The organism is Streptomyces koelreuteriae (assembly GCF_018604545.1).
GTDB lineage: Bacteria > Actinomycetota > Actinomycetes > Streptomycetales > Streptomycetaceae > Streptomyces > Streptomyces koelreuteriae.
Window position 1 is genome coordinate 5,100,537 of the sequence record NZ_CP075896.1, and the last position, 22,983, is coordinate 5,123,519.

14 protein-coding genes are annotated in these 22,983 nt (G+C 74.1%); 2 read left to right on the plus strand and 12 right to left on the minus strand.

Annotated features, from left to right (window positions below; all coding sequences use genetic code 11):
- Positions 1 to 167: 167 nt before the first annotated feature.
- Positions 168 to 815 carry a TetR/AcrR family transcriptional regulator gene (locus KJK29_RS23065; protein ID WP_215121041.1) on the plus strand — a complete coding sequence of 216 codons (648 nt, stop codon included), beginning with the start codon at positions 168 to 170 and terminating at the stop codon, positions 813 to 815.
- A gap of 26 nt (positions 816 to 841) precedes the next feature.
- On the opposite strand, the gene galE is transcribed toward KJK29_RS23065, so the two are convergent.
- The 3 genes from galE to KJK29_RS23080 form a co-directional block, all read right to left on the minus strand.
- Positions 842 to 1,822, minus strand: coding sequence for a UDP-glucose 4-epimerase GalE (galE, locus tag KJK29_RS23070; protein ID WP_215121042.1), 981 nt, complete (start codon positions 1,820 to 1,822; stop codon positions 842 to 844).
- Between the two features lie 56 nt (positions 1,823 to 1,878).
- Positions 1,879 to 3,495: a glycosyltransferase family 2 protein gene (locus KJK29_RS23075; protein WP_215121043.1), complete on the minus strand. Its 1,617-nt coding sequence runs from the start codon at positions 3,493 to 3,495 to the stop codon at positions 1,879 to 1,881.
- A 74-nt stretch (positions 3,496 to 3,569) separates the two neighbouring features.
- The gene (locus tag KJK29_RS23080) at positions 3,570 to 4,058 is read right to left on the minus strand and encodes a MarR family winged helix-turn-helix transcriptional regulator (RefSeq protein ID WP_215121044.1); all 489 of its coding nucleotides are present in this window, start codon (positions 4,056 to 4,058) and stop codon (positions 3,570 to 3,572) included.
- Positions 4,059 to 4,177: 119 nt separating this feature from the next.
- Here KJK29_RS23080 and KJK29_RS23085 point away from each other — a divergent pair, with 119 nt between their 5' ends.
- Entirely contained in the window at positions 4,178 to 4,591 is a 414-nt protein-coding gene (locus KJK29_RS23085) for an organic hydroperoxide resistance protein (protein ID WP_215121045.1), read from the plus strand.
- Here KJK29_RS23085 and KJK29_RS23090 read toward each other — a convergent pair.
- The 9 genes from KJK29_RS23090 to KJK29_RS23130 all read right to left on the minus strand — a co-directional run bounded on the left by KJK29_RS23090 (position 4,581) and on the right by KJK29_RS23130 (position 22,929).
- Positions 4,581 to 6,158, minus strand: a complete 1,578-nt coding sequence (locus tag KJK29_RS23090) for a hypothetical protein (protein WP_215124417.1) — start codon at positions 6,156 to 6,158, stop codon at positions 4,581 to 4,583. The genes KJK29_RS23085 and KJK29_RS23090 overlap by 11 nt on opposite strands.
- Before the next feature lie 72 nt (positions 6,159 to 6,230).
- Entirely contained in the window at positions 6,231 to 8,036 is a 1,806-nt protein-coding gene (locus KJK29_RS23095; RefSeq protein WP_215121046.1) for a hypothetical protein, read from the minus strand.
- A complete protein-coding gene (locus tag KJK29_RS23100) occupies positions 8,033 to 10,273 on the minus strand; it encodes a bifunctional glycosyltransferase/CDP-glycerol:glycerophosphate glycerophosphotransferase (RefSeq protein WP_215121047.1) in 2,241 nt (746 codons plus the stop codon). The genes KJK29_RS23095 and KJK29_RS23100 overlap by 4 nt, the downstream gene beginning before the upstream one ends.
- A gap of 8 nt (positions 10,274 to 10,281) precedes the next feature.
- Complete coding sequence (locus tag KJK29_RS23105) at positions 10,282 to 12,480, minus strand: bifunctional glycosyltransferase/CDP-glycerol:glycerophosphate glycerophosphotransferase (protein WP_215121048.1); 2,199 nt, start codon at positions 12,478 to 12,480, stop codon at positions 10,282 to 10,284.
- 61 nt (positions 12,481 to 12,541) lie between these two features.
- Complete coding sequence (locus KJK29_RS23110; RefSeq protein WP_215121049.1) at positions 12,542 to 14,800, minus strand: bifunctional glycosyltransferase/CDP-glycerol:glycerophosphate glycerophosphotransferase; 2,259 nt, start codon at positions 14,798 to 14,800, stop codon at positions 12,542 to 12,544.
- A 141-nt stretch (positions 14,801 to 14,941) separates the two neighbouring features.
- The gene (locus KJK29_RS23115; protein WP_215121050.1) at positions 14,942 to 15,802 is read right to left on the minus strand and encodes a carbohydrate ABC transporter permease; all 861 of its coding nucleotides are present in this window, start codon (positions 15,800 to 15,802) and stop codon (positions 14,942 to 14,944) included.
- Complete coding sequence (locus KJK29_RS23120; protein WP_251057909.1) at positions 15,799 to 17,145, minus strand: carbohydrate ABC transporter permease; 1,347 nt, start codon at positions 17,143 to 17,145, stop codon at positions 15,799 to 15,801. The genes KJK29_RS23115 and KJK29_RS23120 overlap by 4 nt, the downstream gene beginning before the upstream one ends.
- Positions 17,146 to 17,149: 4 nt before the next feature.
- Positions 17,150 to 18,562: an ABC transporter substrate-binding protein gene (locus KJK29_RS23125; RefSeq protein WP_215121051.1), complete on the minus strand. Its 1,413-nt coding sequence runs from the start codon at positions 18,560 to 18,562 to the stop codon at positions 17,150 to 17,152.
- Between the two features lie 200 nt (positions 18,563 to 18,762).
- Entirely contained in the window at positions 18,763 to 22,929 is a 4,167-nt protein-coding gene (locus KJK29_RS23130) for an FHA domain-containing protein (protein WP_215124419.1), read from the minus strand.
- Positions 22,930 to 22,983 lie beyond the last annotated feature (54 nt).

The following is a 22,983-nucleotide window of genomic DNA, read 5'->3' on the forward strand; positions in this document are numbered from 1 at the left end:
GGGGGAGGGGGCGGGACCCGGGGTCGTGTCGAGCGGGAAAGTGGGGTCTTTACCAGACTCTTCACGAAGTCTTACGTCGGGACGGGACCGTATCGTCGCAACGCGAGCGTAGGCCTTTCGAGCGTCGGAACGCAACCGTTTCGTCGTGACGCCCCTATGCTGTCGGCATGACGACGAACGCGAACGCCGACGAGCCGCCGCAGCCGCGTCCGGAGCCACGTCCGCGCCGCCGGGCCCCCGCGGGGGCGGCCGTGCTGCGGGAGGATGTGACGGACGCGATCCGGGCGGCCGTGTTCGAGGAGCTCGCGGCCGTCGGCTACGCGCGGATGTCCATCGAGGGGATCGCGCGCCGGGCGGGCGTCGGGAAGACGGCGGTGTACCGCCGCTGGCGCTCGAAGCTGCACCTCGTGCTCGACATCGTCTCGGCGCTCGCCGTGCAGGGCCTGCCCGCGCCGGACACCGGCTCCCTGGAGGGCGACCTGCGGCTGCTGTACGAGGTGACGTCCCGCGCCCTGCGCCACCCCGTCGCCTCGCAGATCATCCCCGACCTCCAGGCCGAGGCGGCCCGCAACGCCGAGATCGCCGAGGCCCTCCAGAAGGCCCTGCGCGAGGGCCAGGACGGCGTCGCCACCGGCATCGTCACAGCGGCGGAACGCCGCGGCGAACTCCGCGAGGGCCTCGACCACGACCTGGCCCTCGACCTGATCTCGGGCCCCCTCTACTGGCGCTCGGTGGTCATCCGCAACCCGAAACTGCCGCAGGGGTACCTGGGCTCACTGGCCCGGGCTACGGCGGGGGCGTTGCGGGCGCTGTGAGGGGGCCTGGCGGTAGGTAGTGCGGTTCAGCCCCGCCCCGCCTCCGGGTGCAGCCGGACCCAGCCCTCCCACGCCGACGTGATCATGTCCTGGACGTCGTGCCTGGCCTTCCAGGTCAGTTCTGTGGCCGCGCGGTCGGCGGAGGCGACGACGCGGGCCGGGTCGCCGGGGCGGCGGGGGGTGACCGTGGGGGGCAGGTCGTGGCCGGTGATCGTGTTGATGTGGTCGATCATCTCGCGGACGGAGACGCCCTCGCCCCGGCCGATGTTGAGCGTGAGGTCGCGGCCGGGGGCGGAGCGCAGGGCCCGGGCCGCCGCGACATGGGCCTCGGCCAGGTCGACGACGTGGATGTAGTCGCGTACGCAGGTGCCGTCCGGGGTCGCGTAGTCGTCGCCGAAGACGCGCGGCGGGGCGCCCTCCGTGAGCTTCTCGAAGACCATGGGCACGAGGTTGAAGACCCCGGTGTCCGCGAGTTCCGGGCTCGCCGCGCCGGCCACGTTGAAGTAGCGCAGGGACGCGGTCGACAGTCCGGTCGCCCGGCCCGTCGCGCGGACCAGCCACTCACCGGCCAGCTTCGTCTCGCCGTAGGGCGACATCGGCACGCAGGGCGTTTCCTCCGTGACCAGGTCCACGTCCGGCATGCCGTACACCGCCGCCGAGGAGGAGAACACGAAGGACGGCACCTTCGCCGCCGTCACCGCGTCCAGCAGGACCCGCAGGCCCTCCACGTTCTCCCGGTAGTAGTGCAGCGGCTGCTCGACGGACTCTCCCACCTGCTTCTTCGCCGCGAGATGGACGACGCCGGTGACCGAGTGATCCGTGAGGACGCGCGCGAGCAGCTCGCCGTCCAGCGTCGAGCCCTCCACCAGCGGCACCCCCTCGGGCACGCGCTCGGCGATGCCGGTGGACAGGTCGTCGTAGACCACCGCCCCTTCGCCCGCCGCCGTCATCGCCCGTACGACGTGTGCGCCGATGTAGCCGGCGCCGCCGGTGATCAACCAGGTCATGTGCGACCGTCCCCTCGTCAGTTGGCCCGTCGTCCATCCAGTGAAGCAGGCGGCCTTCAGTGAAGCAGGCGGCGCAGTCGCGCGCGTACGACGGACAGCACGCCACGCGCGCCGGGCGCGACCCGCAGCGCCAGCGCGCCGGAGTAGGTGGCGTACGGCTGCACGAGCACCACACCGTGCCGGGCGTTCGGAACGGCGCTGCGGCGCAGCAGACCCGCGCCCGCGAGCGCGTGCGCCGTGATCTCGCGGCTCGCACCGTCACGGAAGCGGACGCGCAGGCGCAGGTCCCAGGTGCCCGTACCGAGCGCGGCCAGCGCGGGGAGGTCGACCTCCGCCTCGGCCGACCAGCCGCCGGCGGCTTCCGCGAACCGGGTCGTGGCGCGGACGCCGACGTCCCCGTCGTCCCGGTGCCGCCACTCCACCTCCACGGCCTCCGGGCCCGCCCGCCCCACCCGGCCGTACAGCTCGTGCAGGCGCAGGCGCAGCCGGGCGCCCCGCGCGCGTGGCCGCAGCTCCGCGTCCACGGCGAGCGGCAGCGCCCGCACCGGCCGGGTCAGCAGGGGCTCCAGGGAGACCTGCGGGAGGTCCTCCGACCAGACGGGCGTGCCGTCGGCGCCACGGGCGTACGGCGGACACAGCCGGGCCGGACGCGCCGCCAGCTCCCGCAGCCGGGGCAGGTCGCGCGGCTCCGGGGACGCCAGGACGACCCGCCCGGCCAGCCGGCCCGGCGCGGCCGGGTTGCGCGCCCAGTCGTCGGCGTCGTACTCCGCGAGATGCGCCCGCGTCAGCTCCCACCACGCGCTCCGGTAGGCGGCGTCGCGCAACCCCAGCTCACGTACGTACATCCGCAGCTCGTGGTCGAGGAACTTGGCGCGTGCGGCCCGCGCGAGTTCCTTCTGCCCGGCGCCCAGCAGGATCTCGTACGCCTGCCGGCACGCCTCCGTCCTGGCCCGCCAGTTGTCGACGCCGGCCCGGTCCAGGGAGATCGACAGCCGCTCGGCGGACCGGCGCACATGCCAGACGTAGACCCGGTCCGGGATCAGGGCGATGCGCGGGGCGGCGGCCAGCACGCGCGCGGAGAACACGACGTCCTCGTACGGGAAGCGGCCCTCGGGGAAGCGGATGCGGTGCTCGCGCAGGAAGCCGGTGCGGTAGAGCTTGTTGACGCAGAGGGTGTCGTGGACGAGCTGCGGGCGCTGCGCGGGGCGCGGCACGGCGGCGTGCAGCGCGTAGAGACGCGCCTGCCAGGGCACTTCACGCCCCGACGGCAGCTCCCGGCGTACGCACAGACCGCCCACGACCTCGGCGTGCGCGCCCGTCGCGGCCCCGAGCAGCGCGTCGACCGCGCCGGGCGGCAGGACGTCGTCGCTGTCCAGGAACATCACGTACGGCGATGTCACCGCGTCGAGGCCGGTGTTGCGCGGGGTGCCGCAGCCGCCACTGTTGACCCGGCGGCGGATCACCCTCAGGCGGGGCTCCGAAGCGGCGAGCCGGTCGAGGAGCCCGGCGCTGCCGTCCGTCGAGCAGTCGTCGACGGCCACGACCTCGCGCACGGCCGGGCCCTGCGCGAGCGCCGAGCGCACGGCGTCCCTCACATGGGCGGCGTCGTCGTAGCCGATGACCACGACGGCGACCTGGGGGCGAGGCCTGTCGGCTTCCGGAGCGGCATTCATTACAACGGATCGTAAGTCGGATGAATGCCGCGAAAGCGATAAAACGCCCTATGGGGCTATGACTGTGACTGGGGCTACGACTGCGACGGTGACCGCTCGTCCCCCGGCACCTCCGAGAGCGCCGCCGCGTCCAGCGCCGACGTCAGCTCGTCGAGACGGGCCCGCAGAGCGCGGACCTCGGTCGCGTCGAAGCCCGTCGCGCCCGCGATCCGGCGCGGCACCCGGACCGCCCGCGTGCGCAGCGCCGTGCCCTCCTCGGTCAGCCGCACCTCCACCGACCGCTCGTCGCGCGCGCTGCGCTCCCGGCGCACGAGACCGGCCGCCTCCAGCCGCTTGAGCAGCGGCGACAGGGTGCCGGAGTCGAGGCGCAGATGCTCCCCGAGCTTCTTCACGGGCAGCTCGCCCTGCTCCCAGAGCACCAGCATCACCAGGTACTGCGGGTAGGTGAGCCCGAGGTCCTTGAGGATCACGCGGTAGACGCCGTTGAAGGCGCGGGAGGCCGCGTGCAGGGAGAAGCAGATCTGCTGGTCCAGGCGGAGCCAGTCGTCGTCCGGCGTGTTCATGGCTCCAGGGTAGCTCGGACCCGCGATTCAATTGCGCACAACTTAATTGTGTGCTCTAATCATGGCTGTCAGGCGGACCGGAAGCGGCCGCCGGAACGTGATGCGAGAGGGAGATTTCCATGGACGCGCTCTACACCGCTGTCGCCACCGCCACCCACGGCCGCGAGGGCCGCACCGTCAGCTCCGACGGCACGCTCGACCTCGCGCTGGGCATGCCCCAGGCGCTGGGCGGCAACGGCCAGGGCACCAACCCGGAGCAGCTCTTCGCCGCCGGTTACGCCGCCTGCTTCGGCAGCGCCCTCGGCCTCGTCGGCCGCGCGGCCAAGGTCGACGTCAGCGACGCCGCCGTGACCGCCGAGGTCTCCATCGGCAAGCAGGGCGAGGGCTTCGGCCTCGCCGTCACGCTCCGCGTCGAGCTGCCCGACAGCGTGGACGAGGCGACCGGCCGCAAGCTGGTCGAGCAGGCCCACCAGGTCTGCCCGTACTCCAACGCCACCCGCGGCAACATCGAGGTCGACCTCGTCATCGAGTAGGCACCGGCGCTCCATCCCCGACCCGCGCCAGCACCTCCCCCGTCTCCCTGCTCCACGCCACCACCACGGCCTCCTCGGGCAGCGGGTGCCGGGGCGTCAGCAGCAGCCAGCGCACGTGGTAGCGGCGGACGACGGCGGCACGCCCGGCGCGGGTCGAACCAGGGGCCAGATAGGCCCGCACGTCGGCCGCCCGGCGCTCCCGCTCCCGCTCGTCCAGGGCCGGGTCGGGCCGCACGGGTGCGACGAGGTTCGGCCCGTACCCGGCGAGGGACTGCCCGGCCCGGTACCCGTCGGTGATCACCACCTCGCCCGGCCCGATGTGCGCTGCCGCCCAGTCGTACGCCGGCCGGCGCACGGGCTGTGCGAACCCCACCGGGTCGACCGAGCGCGGCACGACAGCCCCGGCGTGCACGGTGACGAACCCGGCGCACACCCCGGCCGCCGCCACCCCGCCCAGCACCTTCCGGGCCCGCCGCCAGGGCCGGGGCGCCGCCAGCTCCACGGCCAGCGCGCACTGCGGCGGCAGCAGGACGGCCCACAGGGCAGCGGCGTACGCGAAGTGCCCGCTCAGCAGGCCGTACGCCACCAGCGGGCACTCCAGCAGGAACATCGGCACCAGCGGATCACGAAGAGACCCGCGCGCCCGCACCCACAGCGCGGGCAGCCCGAGCAGCGCCAGCCAGGAGCCGGCGAACATCTCCTCGTACAGCCGCAGGTCGCCCGCGTCCCCGCCCGTCCCGCTCACCGCATCCAGCACGTCGTAGTACGGCCACGCCACCGCGACCGCCCCGCAGACCACCCCGGTGAGCGCCCAGCGCGCCACGACCGGGCGGCGCCATCCGCGCTGCCGGGACGCCACGATCGCCACCGCGCCGATGAGCGCCGAGGTCGCGGTGACGGCATGGGTGAGCAGGATCAGCCCGTACAGGGCGCCGAGCCCCGCGTACCCCGCCCGGCCGCCGAGCCCGCTCGGACCGACGAACCGCACGGGGGCGTCCGCACGCGCACGCGTCGCCGTCCAGGCCCACGCCCAGAGCGTCAGCCCGATCGCGAGCGCGGAGGGATGGCCCAGGTTCGTCGTCATCGCCAGCAGATCGAGGTGACCGCTCCCCGGGATCCGCGCCGTGCCCCACAGCAGCGTCATGAACAGCAGGACCAGTACCGGCGCCCAGGGACGCGGCGTGAGGGTCCGCACGAAACGGCCGAGCCCCGTCAGCAGCACCAGCAGATGCACGGGCCCGGCGAGCTTCAGGACTCCCCAGCCGGACAGCCCCGTCAGCCGCGCCAGGGCGCCCTGCGCGACGGCGTACGGGCCGTAGTACGGACTGCCCTCGCCCGGCAGGTCGGCCATGGGGTGGGCCGGATGGAGCAGATCGGCCTGGAGCCGCTCCACCACCGCCGCGTGCAGCCCGGCGTCGCAGCACAGCGGCACCCGCCAGTACGCCAGCGTCATCACCAGCCAGAACAGGGCGCCGAAGAGCCGGTACGGGGTGAGACGGCCCATCGGCCCGCCGCGCAGCGCCGTCGCACCGCGCACGGTCCGCCGGACCAGGACCGAGGCGCTCACAGAGGTGGGGGCGGGCATGCGCCAGATGTTCCCGCCCCCGCGCGTGCCCTGACCCCGGGTCACCTCATCGGGTCAGTCGCAGAGCGCCCTCTCCGCCGTCGCGGGCCAGCGCGCGAACCGGAACCCCGTCCGCTCGACGGACCCCGTGAGGTTCCGCCAGAACCGCTCGGCGGTGAGCGGCGCCCGCACCGACTCCCTCAGTTCGGCCAGTTCGCCGCAGTCCAGCGCGGCCCGGGCCGCCACCACCGTCTCCAGGGAGGCCCCGGCCCGCAGCAGATCCCGCTCCGGCGGACGCTGTGCCGCCCACTCCGCGAAGACCCAGTGGTTGCGCAGGAACTTCTCGTGCCCGGGCCAGCTCCACCGCTCCAGCGCGAGATGCGCGCCGACGGGACTGGCCAGCCCCCAGGCGTCGTTGACGTAGGCGTCGAGCGACGCCGCGGCTCCCGTGACGCCGAGATGACGGCCCACGATCACCACGTGGTACCGGGAGTCCGGCCGCATCGGTGTGGTGTGCAGCCGCCGCCCGGCGTCGAAGTACAGCAGCGTCGGCCCGGGCGCCCGCACGGCCTGCGCGAGCATGCCGCGCGCCTCCGGCAGGGCGGGCCAGTTGGCCACCCAGGTGCCGGTGCGCACCGGGTTGTGGTCGCCGAGGGCCTCCACGTCGGAGCTGCGCACATTGAACGAGGCGGGCGTGCTCCGCACGTCGAACGGCGTCCGCAGCGGGCTGACCGCCGCGCACAGCCACACCAGCAGCAGCGCGCTCGCCACGCCGGTGAATCGGTTCGCCGGGACGACCAGCACCGGCAGGAGCAGCAGCAGAAGGGCGGGCAGGATCATGCGCGCGTGCATGTAGTCACCGCCGACACGGATGACGTACGCGGACAGCAGCAGGCCCGCGGCCAGCGGAGCCAGCACCACCGCGAGCGAGGTCCGCCCGGGGGCGCGGTACCGCCGCTCCCGGCGGGTGCGCCGCACCAGCAGCACGGCCAGCGCGCCGAGCACGGGGACGACCGGCCACAGCCAGTACGGCCCGAGCGTCTCCTGTACGTATCCGGCGCCCCGGCTCCAGTCGCTGGCGCTCGCCTCCTTGGCGATGGCGGGCAGCGGCACCAGGATCCCGTAGTACCCCGCCCGGAACACCTCGTACGCCAGCGGCAGCGCTCCCGCCGAGGCCAGCATCGCGGCGGTGCCCCGCCGGGAGGGGCGCAGCACCCACCACTGCGCCGCCAGGAAACACGCCGTGACCACCGCGAGATCGGGCCGGACCAGCGTCCCCAGCCCGAACACGAAGGCGGCCGTGTACACCGGCCGGGTCTCCTGCCCGCGCCGGGTGCGCGTCAGCAGCCACCACGACAGGCCGGTCCAGAAGGCGCCCAGGCCGCTCTCCAGACCCGAGGTCATGTACGACCAGAACGGCGGCACGGCCAGCAGCACGAACACCCCCGCCGGCAGCAGCAGCCTCGCGCCCCGGTGCAGCCGGCACGTGGCGTACAGGGCGAGCCCGAACCCGGCGGCGCTCAGCAGCAGCCCGAGCCCGACCGCGAGGAACGCGGGGTCCTCGCCGGTGACCCAGGCGGCGAGCGCCAGCAGCCACTGCCACAGGGTGCCGGTCGAACTCTCCGCCCGCTCTCCGACGTTGAACACGGGCCCGTTGCCCGCCAGGATCTGCCGGACCGGACGCAGATAGATCAGCCCGTCGTCGCAGATCCAGCGCCGTCGGTAGCCCAGCACGAACAGGGCCGCGGTGGGCACGGCGACCAGGGCCGCGTGCCACCAGTGCACCGGCCGCGGCCGCTGGGCGGCGGCCGGCGGCCGGGCCGAGGCGGCCCGCTGGCCGGGCAGGGAGGGGACGGCCTCGGGGGTGGCGGGTGTTCTCATCGCTCGACCAGCGCCTCGGACCTCGCACCGGCACCGGAGGTCCGGCGGGCCGCGGGCAGCGGCGCACCGCCCGCTTCGCCCAGCATCAGCAGGCGTACGACCCGCTCGGCCGCCTGCCCGTCCTCGAACTCGCAGTACCGCTCCCGGAAGCCCGCCCGCAGCCGCTCCGCCTCCCTGTCCTGCCAGGTGCCGGACGCGAACAGCCAGGCCAGCTCCCGGTAGGAGCGCGACACATGGCCCGGCGCGTCGGCCGTGATGTCGAAGTAGGCGCCCCGGCTGGCCGCGAACGCGCCCCAGTCGTCGGCGTGGACGACGATCGGCCGGTCCAGGAGGGCGTAGTCGAACATCAGGGCCGAGTAGTCGGTGACCAGCGCGTCGGAGGCGAGCAGCACGTCCTCGACATGCGGCTCGTCGGTCGCGTCCACGAGCACGCCCCGCCGGTGCAGCTCGGCCAGCCCCAGGCCGCGCGCCACACCCCCGGCCAGTGAGGGGTGCAGCCGGACGACGAGGGTGTGGCCGGGGCCGAGGTCCTCGGCGAACCGGGCCGGGTCGAACCGGTCGACATGGCCGCCCTTGCGGTAGTCGCGCCGGGTCGGCGCGTACAGCACGACGGTGTCACCGTCGGGGATGCCGAGCCGCTCGCGCACCTCCCGGCCCCGCTCCGGGTCCGCGCCGACCAGGGCGTCGTTGCGCGGGCTGCCGGTCCGCAGCGAGGTGAAGTGGCACGGGTAGGCCCGCTCCCAGGCCCGCTCGGCGTGCAGGCCCGCGACCAGGCTGTAGTCCCAGCGGTCGGCCCGGCGCAGCATCTGCGGAACGTCGAAGCCGTGCCGGGCACCCGGCTTGGTCAGCAGGTCGGCGCCCATGTACTTGAGCGGGGTGCCCTGGTGGGTGTGGATGTGGACGCTGCCGGGCCGCTTGGCCAGGGTGCCGGGCCAGTTGACGTTGTTCACCCAGTACGTGGCCCGTGCCATGACCTCGTGGTAGCGCCGCGAGCCCGGTGTCACATGGTCGATGCCGGGCGGCAGCGCGTCCACCGCGTCCTCCCGGACCACCCATACGCCCCGGATGTGCGGGGCGATCTCGCTGGCCTTGGCGTGGATCGCGGCCGGGTCGCCGGACACGCCCCGGTGGTGGGTCGCCGAGTAGACGGCGAGGTGCGGATCGAGCGGGCGCTTCGACTGGGCCGCGTACCAGGTGCGCAGAGCGGTCCCCGACGCCTTCCGCACCACCCGCCGCTTCCGGCCCAGGGCACTCGCGCGCAGGTCCCGCAGACGCCGCACCGCCGCGTACGAGGCGTAGGGCGCCGACGCCAGCAGCCGCGTCTCGACCCCGCGCCAGCCGTCCGGCTCCGGGAAGCCGCCCTCGGGGAGGTGCCGGCGGTGGAAGGAGCGGATCTCGCGGTAGAAGTCGCCCCGGTCCGCGGGCCGCACCCGGTCCTCGCGGGCCAGCACGAACAGCATGTGGTCCAGCGCCCGTTCCAGCAGCAGCGGGCGCGCCCAGTCGAGGTCGGGGCGCTGCTCCAGGAACGCGAACAGGCCCTCGTACTGCGGGAAGATCTCGAAGTGCCGCCGCCCCGGCGTCCTGGTGATCGCGCCCTGTCTGCGCTGCCGGTACTCGACGCCGATCCGGCCGAGGCAGGCGATACGGTCCGCCAGCACCATCGACCGGTAGGTGACCGGCGCGTCCTCGTACAGCCCCGCCGCGTACTCCAGGCCGTGCTCCTCGAGGAACGCGCGCCGGTAGGCCTTGTTCCAGGCGACCAGGAACAGCTTCAGGTACTGCGGGCTCTCCCGGACGCGGAAGGTCTCCGTGCCCGCCTCGGCCAGCAGGTCCGCCGAATCACTGCGCCCGCCCCGGCCCCACCAGTGGGTGCGCACATGGTCGAAGACCAGCATGTCCGGGTCGCCGGTCGTCTCCAGACGCGCCGCCACGGCGGCCAGCAGACCCGGCGTGCAGCGGTCGTCGCTGTCGAGGAACAGGACGTAGTCGCCGGCCGCCCGCTCCCGCCCGGCGTTGCGGGCCCGGCCGAGGCCCACGTTCTCGGGCAGGTGCAGCACCCGCACCCGGGCGTCGCGGGCGGCGTACTCGTCGAGGATCGCGCCGCTGCCGTCGGGGGAGCGGTCGTCCACGGCGATGACCTCGAAGTCGCCGTACGACTGGGTGAGCACCGAGTCGAGGCACTCGCGCAGGAAGCCCTGCACCTTGTAGACGGGGACGATGATGCTGAAGCGGGGCACTTCTTCGGTCAGCTCCTTACGAGGGTGGCGGCGGGGGCCGGGACGCGCTCCGCGAGCGGGGTCACGGGCGGGATCGACTCGGGCGGCTCCCCCAGCAGCACCCGGCGTACGACGCGCTCGGCGGCCCGCCCGTCGTCGAACTGGCAGAAGCGCTCCCGGAACGCGGCCCGCAGGGCCGTCGCCGACTCGTCCGCGTAACCGCCGTCGGTGAAGGCCGCCGCCAGCTCCTCGGGCGTACGGGCGACGCGGCCGGGCGGGCACTCCATCAGGTCGAAGTAGACGCCCCGCGTCTCCCGGTAGACGTCCCAGTCGTCGGCGTACACGACGATCGGCCGGTCCAGGTTGGCGTAGTCGAACATGATCGACGAGTAGTCGGTGATCAGCGCGTCGGCGGCCAGGCACACGTCCTCGGAGGACCGGTGCCCCGTGACGTCGATGATCCGGTCGCCGCTCCGGCCGGGCCCCCGGTCGTAGAAGTAGTGGGCGCGCAGCAGCACCACCCAGTCGTCGCCGATCGCCTCGCAGAACTCGGCCAGGTCCAGGCCGGACGAGAAGCCGGTGGCCCAGTCGCGGTGCGTGGGGGCGTAGAGGATCGCCTTCTTGCCCTCGGGGATCCCGAGTTCCTTGCGGACGCGGGCGACGTCCTCGGCGGACGCCGTGTAGTAGACGTCGTTGCGCGGATAGCCGTACTCGAGGGTCTCGTGCGCGCCGGGGAACGCCTTCTCCCACATCTCGGTGGAGTGCCGGTTGGACGTGAGGTTGTAGTCCCAGCGGTCCATCCGGGCCAGCAGCCTGGCGAAGCTCCCCGTCGCCGCCGCCACCACGGGATACGTCGCCTGGTCGGCGCCCATCGTCTTCAGCGGGGTGCCGTGCTGGGTCTGCAGATGCGTGCTGCCTGGGCGTTTGACCACGGCGTCCGCGAAGTTGGCGTTGTTGACCAGGTACCGGGCGCGGGCCAGGGCCTCCCAGTACTTCCGGCTGCCGATGACCGCGTACTCCACGTCCTTCGGCAGGCTCTGAACCGCGTCCGCCTCCACCAGGAACACCGAGCGCAGATGCGGGGCGAGCACGCGGGCCTTGGCGTGGATCGCGGCCGGGTTGCAGGCGTAGCCGCGGCCCCAGTACGCGCAGTACACGGCGAGGTTCCGATCGAGGGGGAGGCGCAGGTTCACCGCGTAGCGCAGCCGGGTGCGCAGCCCCCGGGGGCGCGGAAGCAGCGCGGCGGCGCGCAGCGCCCGCTGGTTGACGGCGCGCAGGGCGCGGAACGCCGGGTACGAACCGGCTGCCAGCAGCCGGTGCTGGACGCCGAGGCTGCCGCCGGGGGCCCGGTAGCCGGTGGGACGGTGCCGCCGGTAGAGCGCGCCCGCCCGGCGGAAGAAGGCACGGCGCCCGCCCGTCAGCCGCCGGGGGTGGGCGGCCGTCTTCAGCACGGCGGCGAAGAGCTGCGTGAACAGCGGCTCCAGCCGGTCCGCCGACAGCCCCTGCTCCCCGGCCCGGGTCAGCACCAGCTCGCTCTGGTCGAGCAGTTCGGCGTGGTGCTCGCCCGGAAGGTTCAGCCGGTTGCCCTGCCGGCGCAGCAGATGCCGGACGACGACCGCGCGCAGGGCCGCCACCCGCTCCGCCCGCAGGGCGACCAGGGCGCCGAACCCGACGTCGGTGAAGTGGCCGCCGGGGAAGGTGATGTCCCGCTCGGTGAGGAAGGCCCGGCGGTAGACCGCGCTCCACGCCGGGAGCGTCACGCCCGTCAGCTCCGGGGCCCGGTCGGGGGAGAAGACCCCGTCCGGTGTCCTGGCCAGCAGAGGTGCCGCCGGGTTGGTCGGCTCGCCCTCCCACCAGGGGGCGCGCTCGTGCTCGAAGTACAGCGCGTCCACGTCGCCCACCGCGCTCAGCCGGGCGTCCAGCGCCGCCAGTGCCCCCGGGACCAGGACGTCGTCGCCGTCGAGGAACAGCACATGGCCCCCGACGGCCGCCCGCAGCCCGGTGTTGCGCGCCCCGGCCAGCCCGGCCGACGGCGGGGAGTGCACCGGCGTCACCCGGCAGTCCCGCTCGGCGTACCCGGCGACGACGTCGGCCGCCGGTGCGTCGGGTGCGTCGCACACCGGGATCAGCTCGAAGTCGCCGAACGACTGGGCGAGGACCGAGTCCAGCGCCAGGGACAGCCGGCCCGCGACCCCATGGGACGGGACGACGATGCTGAAGCGGGGCATTCTGCTCTTTCTGTAGAGGGCTTCGAGCGCTTCGAGGGGTTTCGGGGATCTTCGAGGCTCTTCAGAGGTGGTCGGTGACGTTTGGGGGACCGGCCGGCCGCGGCACCGTGGTGAGCGGCTCGCGCGTCAGCGAGGCCGCCGCCGACGGCACCGGACGGCGCTCGTCGAGCGGGACGACCGGCGGCAGCTCCGACTCCCCGAGAACGACACGGCGGACGACCCGCTCGGCGGCCCGTCCGTCGTCGTAGGCGCAGAACCGCTCGCGGAACGCCGCGCGGAGCTGGGTCGAGCGGGAGCCCCGCCAGTGGCCGGTGGCGAAGATGTCGATCAGCTCGTCCTCACCGCGCGCGAGGGCGCCCGGCGGGGAGGCCCGCAGGTCGAAGTAGGTGCCGCGGGCGGCCTCGTACGCCTCCCAGTCGTCGGCGTGGATCACGATCGGCCGGTCCAGGTTGGCGTAGTCGAACATCAGCGACGAGTAGTCCGTGACCAGGGCGTCCGAGGCCAGACAGAGCGACTCCACGCTCGGATGGTCGCTGACGTCGACGACCCGGCCGCGGGTGGTGGCCAGCGGGGCGCCGTAGGCGTGGTGGGCGCGGGCCAGGACGATGAAGCGCGGGCCGAGGCGGCGCACGATCCGCTGGAGGTCGAGCGTGCGGTGCTGGGAGCGGCGGTAGTCGCGGTGGGTCGGCGCGTAGAGGATCGCCACCGTGCCCTCCGGGATGCCCAGCGAGGCGCGCAGCCGGGCCACGTCCGCCTCGGTCGCCGTCCGGAACACGTCGTTGCGCGGGTAGCCGTACTCCAGCGTGGTGTAGCGGCCGGGGTGGACGCGCTCCTGGGTCAGGGTGGTGTGGCGGTTGGCGGACAGCACGTAGTCCCACTGGTCGACGCCCTTGAGCAGTCGGCCGAAGTCCCGGCCGCGGGCCGCCGCCGGGCGTTCCTGGAGGTCCAGGCCGATGTGCCCCAGCGGGGTGCCCTGCCCGGTCTGGATCAGGACCTGGCCCCGGCGCTTGACCAGGCGGTCGTCGAAGTCGGTGTTGCTGACCAGGTACCGGGAGCGGGCGAGCGCCGTCCAGTAGGCGGCGGAGCCGGGGACGAGGCAGCGCGGGCCGGGCGGACTGGCGTGGTGGTGCTCCGGACGGGCGATCCACGCCGTGCGGATGTGCGGCGCGAGGTCGCGGATCGTGGACTCCAGCGCGCCCGGGTTGCAGCCGTGGCCGCGGCCGTCGTAGGCGGCGAAGACGGCCCGGTCGCGCACCGGCAGACGGCGCTGGACGCCGTAGTGGACCCGGAGCGCGGCGGTCCGCAGACCGCGCAGCAGCATGCCGGAGGTCCGGGCGGCGGCGCGGTGCAGGGCCGCCGTCAGATGCAGCGTGCGGTAGGTGCGGTGCAGGCCGAAGCGGATCAGGGTGTGGTGCACCCGGGCGCGCAGGGGCGCGGACGGGCAGGGGGTGCGGTAGCGGCGGTGGTGGGCGCGGGCCCGGCGCAGGAAGTCCGCCCGTGAGCCGCGCGGCAGCCGGTCCGGCCGGGAGTACACGATCGCCAGATGGTTGATCATGCGGCGGAACAGCGCCGGCCGCCACCGGTTCAGTTCGGGGCGCTCGTCGAGATACGCGAACACCCGGTCGTACTGGTCGAAGACGTCGAAGTGCCGCTCACTGGTGGTGCGCAGGATGCTGCCCATGCGCCGCTGCCGGTAGTGCACACAGACGCGGTCGAGGGTCGCGATCGACTCGGCCGTCATCAGCACCGGGTACGTCCACGGCGTGTCCTCGTAGTAGCCGGGCGGGAAGGCGAACCCCTTCTCCTCGAGGAACTCCCGCCGGTAGGCCTTGTTCCAGGCGACCATCAGCAGCTTCAGCAGGCCCGGCCGGTCCTCCAGGCGGAAGGGGGCCGGGCCCTCCTCGCTGAGCTGCAGGGCCGCCTGGTTGCGGACCGCCTCGCCCGTCCAGTGGGTGCGCGCGTAGTCGAAGACCAGGACGTCCGGCTCGCCGGTCTCCTTCAGCCGGTCGGCGATGGAGCGCAGCGCGTCGGGCGTGAGGGTGTCGTCGCTGTCGAGGAACAGCAGGTAGTCGCCGCTGGCGCGCGCCACTCCGGCGTTGCGGGCGGGGCCCAGGCCGACGTTCTCCGGCAGATGGACGGGCTGTACACGCGCGTCGCGGGCGGCGAACTCGTCGATGATCGCGCCGCACGCGTCCGGCGAGCAGTCGTCGACGACGATCAGTTCCAGATCGGGACAGGACTGGGAGAGCACCGACTCCAGGCACTCGTGCAGGTACGCCTGAACCTGGTACGCGGGGACAATGACACTGAACCTGGGCAAGAGGCATCCATCGGTCGGCGCGGGCGTTCGGCCCGGGAACGGCCGGGAGGGCCACTTGGTTACGGCGGCTACGTCATCCGGGGGAATCCCGAAGGGGCGGACCGTCACCGGCCCGCCCCTCCAACTCCCTTGTTCTGACGCCTACTTGACCGCTCCAGCCATCACGCCGGACACGAACTGCCGCTGGAACGCGAAGAAGACGGCCAGCGGGATCACCATGGAGATGAACGCGCCGGGTGCCAGCACATCGATGTTGTTGCCGAACTGCCGTACCTGCGTCTGCAGCGCGACCGTGATCGGCTGGCTCCCGGAGTCCGAGAAGATCAGCGCGACCAGCAGGTCGTTCCACACCCACAGGAACTGGAAGATGCCGAGGGCGGCGATCGCCGGGCCGCCGAGCGGCATCACGACACGGAAGAACAGGCGCAGTTCACCCGCCCCGTCCAGGCGCGCCGCCTCCAGCAGCTCCCTCGGGATCTCGGCGAAGAAGTTCCGCAGCAGGAACACCGCGAACGGCAGACCGAAGCCGACGTGGAAGAGCACCACGCCGAGCACCGAGCCGAAGATGCCGATGTTGCCGAAGAGTTCGGCGATCGGGATCAGCGCGACCTGCACCGGTACGACCAACAGGCCGACCACACCGAGGAACCACCAGTCCCGGCCCGGGAACTCCATCCACGCGAAGGCATAGCCCGCCAGCGAGCCGATGATCACCACCAGCAGGGTCGCCGGGACGGTGATCCACACCGTGTTCAGCAGGGAACCGGTGATGTCGTCGTTCTCCAGCAGTTTCGCGTAGCTGTCGAAGGTGATCTGCGAGGGCTCCGTGAACACCTTCCACCAGCCGCTCGCCGCGATGTCCTCCGGCGAGCGGAGACTGGCCAGCAGCAGACCGAGCGTCGGCACCAGCCAGAACAGGCCGACCAGGATGAGGAACACCCTCACCAGCCCCCCGCTGACGCCCTCGGCGAGCCGGGACCCCAGCGACTGCTTCGCCTTCATCGCCGCACCTCCCGCCGCAGCCGCCGTACGTTGAACCACATCACCGGGATCACCAGGAGCAGCAGGAACACCGAGATGGCGCTCGCGACGCCCGGCTGGTCCTCGGAGAAGCCCTTGCGGTACAGCTCCAGGGCCAGGACGTTCGCGTCGTCCTGGGAGGAGCCGGGGGCGATGATGAAGACCAGGTCGAAGACCTTCAGCACATTGATCATCAGGGTGACGGTGACGACCGCGAGGACCGGCGCCAGCAGCGGCACCGTGACCCGTCTGAACACCTGCCACTCGCTCGCGCCGTCGACCCGGGCCGCCTCCAGCAGCTCCCGGGGCACACTCGCGAGCCCGGCCGCGATCAGCACCATCGCGAAGCCCGCCCACATCCAGATGTACGAGCCGATGATGGACGGGGTGACCAGGGACGGGCCGAGCCAGTCCAGGCCGTTGTAGGGCTCCTTGAAGTTGCTTGCGGGGAGTTTCAGTTGGGCCCCGTCGGCCGAGGCCGGCAGCGTGAAGGTGCCGTCACCGGCCGCCGTCGCCGAGGCCACGACCCTGCCGTCCTTCACCGCCTCGATCCTCATGCCGGCGTAGCCCAGTTCGGCCGCGTCGACCCCGCCCAGGGTGCCCACGCCCTTGCCCCGCGTGAAGTCCTGCCAGGTCGTGCCGGTGACCTTGTCCGGCTCGGGTTTCGGCGCCACGGCGGCCTTCGCGCCGTCGGGCATCAGATCGGGCGCCACACCCACCAGGGGCAGCGAGACGGGCTCGCCCGCGCGGACGGGCGACTTGGTGATGAACGCGCCGCCGCCGGCCGGCTCCAGCGGCGACTGCCGGCCCGGATGGGCCTTCGGGAACGCCGACGCCTGCGCGAACGTGTCGTGCACGCCCACCCACACCGCGTTCGCCACGCCCTTGTCCGGATCCTGGTCGTACACCAGGCGGAAGATGATGCCCGCCGCCAGCATCGAGATCGCCATCGGCATGAAGACGACCAGCTTGAACGCCGTACCCCAGCGCACCCGTTCGGTCAGCACCGCGAAGACCAGGCCGAGCGCCGTCGCGACCGTCGGCGCGAACACCACCCAGAACACGTTGTTCTTCAGCGCGGTGCGGATGCCGTCGTCGGTGAAGAGAGCCTTGTAGTTGTCCATCCCGGCGAAGCTCTCGCCGGGCTGGTCGTAGAAGCTGCGTACGACCGAGTACCCGATCGGGTACACCACGAGCGCGCCGAGCAGGACGAGCGCGGGCAGCAGGAACAGCGCCACGACGGTCCTGCGGGTGCCGGTCACACTCTTGCGCGTCTTGGGAGCGGCAGGGGGCTTGCCGCCCCCTGCCGCCGTGGCCGACGTCATGACATCAGTCCCCGTAGGCCGCGGCCGCTTCGGCCTCCAGCTTCGCCTGCGTACCCGCGATGTCCTTCGGGTTCTTCAGGAAGTCCTGGAGGATCTTCCACTCGCCCTTGCCGGGCGTGCCGCCGAAGGCCTGCGGGGCCTGGTCGGACATGTCGAAGCGGAAGTCGTCCCCGGCGCCGATGAGCGCCTTGGCGATCTTCTGCTGCACCGCGTTCGGGTACGCGGAGTTCGGCACGTTCTTGTTCGGCGAGAGGTAGCCGCCCAGCTTGGCCTGGATCTCGGCCGCGTCGGGTGAGGCGAGCCAGGTGGCCAGGGCCTGCGAGCCCTTCGAGTCCTCCAGGATCACGGCCGCGTCGCCGCCCGAGACCACCGGTCCGTTGTCACCGACCGCCGGGAACGGGAACACCTTCGCGTCCGTGCCGATCTTCATGTTCGAGGGGATGTTGACCTGAGCGAAGTCGCCCGCGGCGACCATGGCGGCCTTGGGCTGGTCCCCGCCGGTGAAGACCTGCGTGACGGAGGCCGGGAAGTCGGTCTGCAACGCCCCGTTCGCCCCGCCCGCGATGTAGTCCGGCTTGCCCCAGACCTGCGCGAGCGTGGTCAGCGCGTCCTTCACGGACGGGTCCGTCCACTTGATCTCGTGCTGGGCGAGCTGGTCGTACTTCTCCGGGCCCGCCTGGGAGAGGTAGACGTTCTCGAACCAGTCGGTCAGCGTCCAGCCCTCGGCGCCGCCGACGGAGAACGGGGTGACGCCGGAGTCGTAGACCGTCTGCGCGGTGTTGAGCAGATCCGGCCAGGTCTCGGGCTCACTGGCCCCCGCGTTCTCGAAGACCTGGTTGTTGTACCAGATCAGGGACTTGTTGGCGGCCTTGTAGTAGACGCCGTAGCTCTTGCCGCCCACCTTGCCGATGTCCTGCCAGCCCTGCGAGTAGTTCTCGCCGAGCTCCTTCAGGGCGTCGGAGCCCAGCGGCTTGGCCCAGCCCCGGTCGACGGCCTGCTTGATGGCGCCCGGCTGCGGCAGCATCACGACGTCCGGCGGCTGCCCGCCGGCCACCTTCGAACCGATGAAGTTGATGATCGGGTCCTGGGCGGGCACGAACGTGACCGTGGCGCCCGTGCGCTTCTCGAACTCCGCCAGGACCTTCTTGAAGTTGGCCTGTTCGGTACCGGTCCAGACGGCGGCGATCTCCAGGTTCGTCCCGTCCAGCTTCGGCAGGGTGACGTTGTCGGCGGTCTCCTCGGCGGTGCCCTGGCTTCCGCCGCCGCTGTCGCTGTCGCCTCCGCAGGCGGTGAGCGAGAGCGCGAGGGCTCCCGCGGCGACGGCCGCCGCGGCCTTGGCGGCTCTGCGGTGCTGGGGGGTCGCCTTGTCCCGCTTGGGCGACCAGCGTGTCCGGATGGTGCTGCTCGTCATGCGCATGACTGCCCCGTTCTTCGTTCCTCGTCGAACGTCGAGCGCGCTCCCGTGCGATCTGGTCTACGCCCGGGTGTGCGGGGGCGGCAAGATGGCGTCGGCTGTCAAGCGGGGGATCGTGACCCCCTCGTGACCAGGGGCTGAACCTCTGATCATCGGGCGGGGGTCGGCTTCCGGCCAGTGCCATGTACGCGTGCCGGCACGTGCTACAGGAGTGACGGCACCTGTGCCGCCGAGACCTCCCTCGCCGCCCTTTCCAGCGCGCTGGCCAACAGTGCCAGGTCGGTCGGGCCGTTTCCGAGTTCCCGCACCGGACGCCGGGTGGGAGGGTCACCCATGCGGTGCCATTCCAGCGGTACGACCGTGGGGCGCAGGGTCGCCGTGCGGGGGATGCGGCCGGTGACCCGCCCGCCCTGAAGCGGTGTCACCCGCCCGTCCGCGCAGGTCAGGCTGCCCCGGCCGGGCGCGGGCTCGTCCGGACCGGGTGCCGGGGTGTCGAGCTTGACGCGCAGGGTGGCCCGGCGGGCCGGTTCCGTCTCCGCCGTACGGGGGCAGGGGCCGGAGGCCGTCACCAGGTGGACGCCGAGCCGCTCGCCCTCCCGGGCCACGGCCTCCAGCGCGCGCATCACCGAGCCGGCGGCGGGCCGCCCGGTCGAGCCGAGCGCGGGGGAGACCAGGGCGTCCAGGTCGTCGACGACCACGACGAGCCGGGGCAGCGGCGGCGCCGCCTCGGTCCGCCGCCGGGCCGCCCCGGGCCGCAGCCGCATGGTCGAACTGGACGGGGAGTCGAGATCTCCGGCACCGGCCCCCGTCTGTGCGTGGGCACCGTCCCGGGGCGTGGCCGTGCGCTGCGCGACCACACGGCCCGACAGCTCGCGGCCGCTGTGCCACTCGGCGAAGTCGGACCGGCCCAGCAGCTCGGCGCGCCGCTTCAGCTCGGCGCTCAGGGACTGCGCGAACTCCCGCATCCGGACCGGGTCGTGGGCCGAGAGATGCGTGGTGACATGCGGTACGTCCGTACACACCCGCAGTCCCTCGCCGTGCCCGCCGCCCGAGCCCGCCGCGGGGCCGGGGCCGCCCCGGCCGTCGACCAGCACGATGCCCAGCCGGTCCGGCCGCTCGGCGGCGGCCAGGGACGCGACGACCGCCCGCAGCAGCTCCGTGCGGCCGCTGCCCGGCGGGCCCTCGATCAGCAGATGCGGCCCCTGGGCCGCGAGGTCCGCGCCGACCGGGCCGCGCGGCCCGGCGCCCAGCACCGCGCGCACCCGGCCGCCCAGCGCGTCGGCGTCGTCGGCCGCGTCCGCCCAGCGCGCCATCAGCGACGCCGGGGTGGCCCGGGCCAGGCCCAGCTCGTCCAGCAACCGGGCCGCCTGGGGCAGCGGCGCGGAGACCCGCGGCTGCCGCTCGCTCGTCGCGGCGTCCGTCCGCAGGGGCGCCAGCGCCCGCGCGAAGCGCTCGGCCCAGGCGGGGGAGACGGCGTCGACGGTGGCGACCGTGCCGTGACCGGCCGGGGCGGAGCCCGCTCCGGCCCGGGCCACGCGCATCAGCCGCAGCGCCGTCGCCACGTCCCCGCTGAGCAGCGCGACCGCGCCGCACTGGCGGAACGTCGGCGACACCGCGCAGGCCGCCTCGTACGTCTCCGTCACCGGCGAGGCCGGGGACGCGGCGGCCGTCTCGGCCAGACACACCACGTGTATCCCGGCCCGCGGGCCCTCCGCCGCGAGCCGTGCCACGGCCTCGCGCAGATCGGCCCCGCCGGGGTCGCCGTCCACGACGAGCACGGTGAACGGGCCGGGGAAGGGGACGGCGTCCGGATCAGGCCCGTCGTCGGGGGCCGGGTGGCCGGTGGCGGGGTCGGCGCTCCCCGCTCCCGCCTCGGCCAGCTGGTCCTCCAGGCGGCGGAGGAGCTCGTCGGTGCGGGCCGCGGCCTGTTCCCGGTCGTGCGCGAGGAGCAGCCGGCAGTCCTGGCCGTGCCCGGGCCGGACATGCGGCAGCCAGCCCAGCCAGGACCACTCGGCGGTGCGCTCCTCCAGAGGGCGGGAGCGGTCCGCCGCGATCAGGACGATCTCCAGCATGTCGGGGGAGTGCAGCGCGGTGAGCTGGGCCAGTAGGGCACGGGCCAGCCCGCCGAGCCGCGCCCGCGGTCCGGCGAGGCCCAGCGCGCCGGCCTCGCGCAGCCCGGCGGTCACCGGCACCGCGGGCAGCAGGCCCGAGCCGTCCGGCACCGCCCGGTCGGCCGTGCCGAGACGCACCGCGAGCGCCTCCGGGTGGTCCGGACCGCGCTCCCACAGCCGGGGCCCCGGACCCAGTGCCGTCAGCAGCAGGGTGGCCGGATCCGGCCAGGTCTCCGGCGCCGCCGCCACGACGGCAGCGCGCTCCGCCTCACCGCCGGCCGGCTCGTCCTCGTACGCCTCACGCGGCTCCGGCCCCTGCTCACCACGCCCTCCGGCCAGCCGCCGCGCCCACGCCCCGATACCGCCCCGCCTGCGGGTCCCCTGCGGTATGTCGGTGCCCCGGAGGGGAGTGCCTTTGCGTCCACGCCCGGAGGGCTCGCCCGGGGGGTCGGCCGGAGTGCCCTGTCCGGGGCGAGCGTTTCGTCCGGCGTCGGGGTGTCCGGCCGGGGTGCTCTGGCCGGGGCCGCGATCGGGGCGAGCGTCTCGTCGTGCGTCGGGGTGTCCGGCTGGGGCGCTCTGGCCGGGGCCGCCACTGGAGCGCGTGTCCCGGCCCGCGTCCGGCGACCCGACCGGGGTGCCCCGACGCGGGCCGCCACCAGAGCGACCGTCCCGTCCCTGTTGCCCGGCGTCCGAGGAGGCCGACCCGTCGACGGCTCCACCACGAGGCCCGGTGCCGTAGGCCCCACCGGTGCGGTCGGCCCCGCCACCGGCGTAAGTCCCGTCGTCGGCGTGGCCCCGACGGTCGGCGACCGCCCCACCACCGCCGTGCGTCCCGCCCTCGGCGTATGACCCGCCTCCGGGGTGTGTCCCGTCCTCGGGGCGTGCCCCACGGCTGGCGACTGCCCCGCCACTGCCGTGCGTCCCGCCACTGCCGTGCGTCCCGCCCTCGGCGTATGACCCGCTTCCGGGGTGTGTCCCGTCCTCGGCGCGGGCCCCACGGCCGGCGGCTGCCCCGCTACCGCCGTATGCCCCGCCACCGCCGTGCGTCCCGCCCCCGGCGGCCTGTCCGCCGGGTGCCCCCGCTGCTCCGAAGCGCCCCGCATGGGTGTCGCCGTCGCCGAGGCCCGTTTGTGACGACGCGTCGCGCTGCCGGGCCGCGTGGGACGGGCCGTCGGGGGAGGCCATGGGCGACGAGCCCTCGGCGGTGCCGCGCTGCCGGGGCGGTCGGGCCAGGCCGTCCGGTGAGGCCGGGCGCGTCCCTTCACGGGCGGAAGCACGCCCGGAGTCGTCGGGGAAGCCTGTCGAAGCCGTGCTTCCCGGGGCCCGTGAGACCCGCCGCCCACGCCCACCGGTGCCCGGCCTGGGCTGCTCGGCCCCCGGGTACGCCCCAGGCCCGACCGGCCCGGCCCCCTCCGCACCCCGGCTCTCCACCCGGGGCGCCCCGCCCTGCCCCGGCACCACGGCCGAGTCGACGGAGCCCTGCCCGGTCGCGCCCGGTGTGCCCCAGGCCGCCGAGCCGTGGGCATGCCGCGTGGGACCGGAAGGCCCGGCCGGTGGCGGGTTCGTCGTGTGGGGGTGGGCCGTCGTGCCACCGTCGGCAGGGTCCGGCACGCGTACGTGCCCTTCCCCGTCCGGCGTCGTACCGACCCGGGCGCCCGGTCCTCCGGCGGGAGCCAGCCGCAGGGCCGACTCGCCGATCCGGAGCAGCGCGCCGGGCGCGAACCGGACGGCCCGGGGGCCCACCGGCCGGCCGTCCAGCGTCGTGCCGTTCGTGGAGTCCAGGTCGGCGACCGCGACACGGCCGTCGGCGCCCACGGTCACCGCGCAGTGCAGCCGGGAGACGTCCGGGTCGTCGAGGGGCACGTCCGCGTCGGCGGAGCGGCCGATGCGGATCTCGCCGCCGTGCAGCAGATGGACACCGCCGGCGTCCGGGCCGGCGACCACCTGGAGCTGGGCCGGGGCGTCGTCCAGCTCGGGATGCGGCTCGGGCTCGCCCGGCGCGCCCACGGACAGCACCGCGCCGTCGGTCAGCGGGGGCTCGCCGAGCGTGCAGCGCTGGGCGTCGAGCCGCTGCTCCCCGGCGTACAGCACCACCGTGCCCGAGCCGTCGCCGCCGGAGACCACCTGGGCGAGCGCGGAGGACACCGCCGCGAGCGCCGTACCGGCCGGCGCCGTGACCAGCACGTCGCTGCGTGGGGCGCGGCCCTGCGCCGGTGCCGACGGGCCCAGCGGGTCTACGACGGTCAGCCGGATCTGCATCGCCGTCAGCGGTCCCTTCTGCCCGGGCGCGGAGTCCCCCACCCCGCCCCAGCA

Bases quoted from the DNA above. Each gene is read 5' to 3' on its own strand.
- KJK29_RS23065 (WP_215121041.1), top strand. From the start codon at position 168: ATGACGACGAACGCGAACGCCGACGAGCCGCCGCAGCCGCGTCCGGAG.
- galE (WP_215121042.1), bottom strand. From the start codon at position 1,822: ATGACCTGGTTGATCACCGGCGGCGCCGGCTACATCGGCGCACACGTC.
- KJK29_RS23075 (WP_215121043.1), bottom strand. From the start codon at position 3,495: ATGAATGCCGCTCCGGAAGCCGACAGGCCTCGCCCCCAGGTCGCCGTC.
- KJK29_RS23080 (WP_215121044.1), bottom strand. From the start codon at position 4,058: ATGAACACGCCGGACGACGACTGGCTCCGCCTGGACCAGCAGATCTGC.
- KJK29_RS23085 (WP_215121045.1), top strand. From the start codon at position 4,178: ATGGACGCGCTCTACACCGCTGTCGCCACCGCCACCCACGGCCGCGAG.
- KJK29_RS23095 (WP_215121046.1), bottom strand. From the start codon at position 8,036: ATGAGAACACCCGCCACCCCCGAGGCCGTCCCCTCCCTGCCCGGCCAG.
- KJK29_RS23105 (WP_215121048.1), bottom strand. From the start codon at position 12,480: ATGCCCCGCTTCAGCATCGTCGTCCCGTCCCATGGGGTCGCGGGCCGG.
- KJK29_RS23115 (WP_215121050.1), bottom strand. From the start codon at position 15,802: ATGAAGGCGAAGCAGTCGCTGGGGTCCCGGCTCGCCGAGGGCGTCAGC.
- KJK29_RS23120 (WP_251057909.1), bottom strand. From the start codon at position 17,145: ATGACGTCGGCCACGGCGGCAGGGGGCGGCAAGCCCCCTGCCGCTCCC.
- KJK29_RS23125 (WP_215121051.1), bottom strand. From the start codon at position 18,562: ATGCGCATGACGAGCAGCACCATCCGGACACGCTGGTCGCCCAAGCGG.
- KJK29_RS23130 (WP_215124419.1), bottom strand. From the start codon at position 22,929: ATGCAGATCCGGCTGACCGTCGTAGACCCGCTGGGCCCGTCGGCACCG.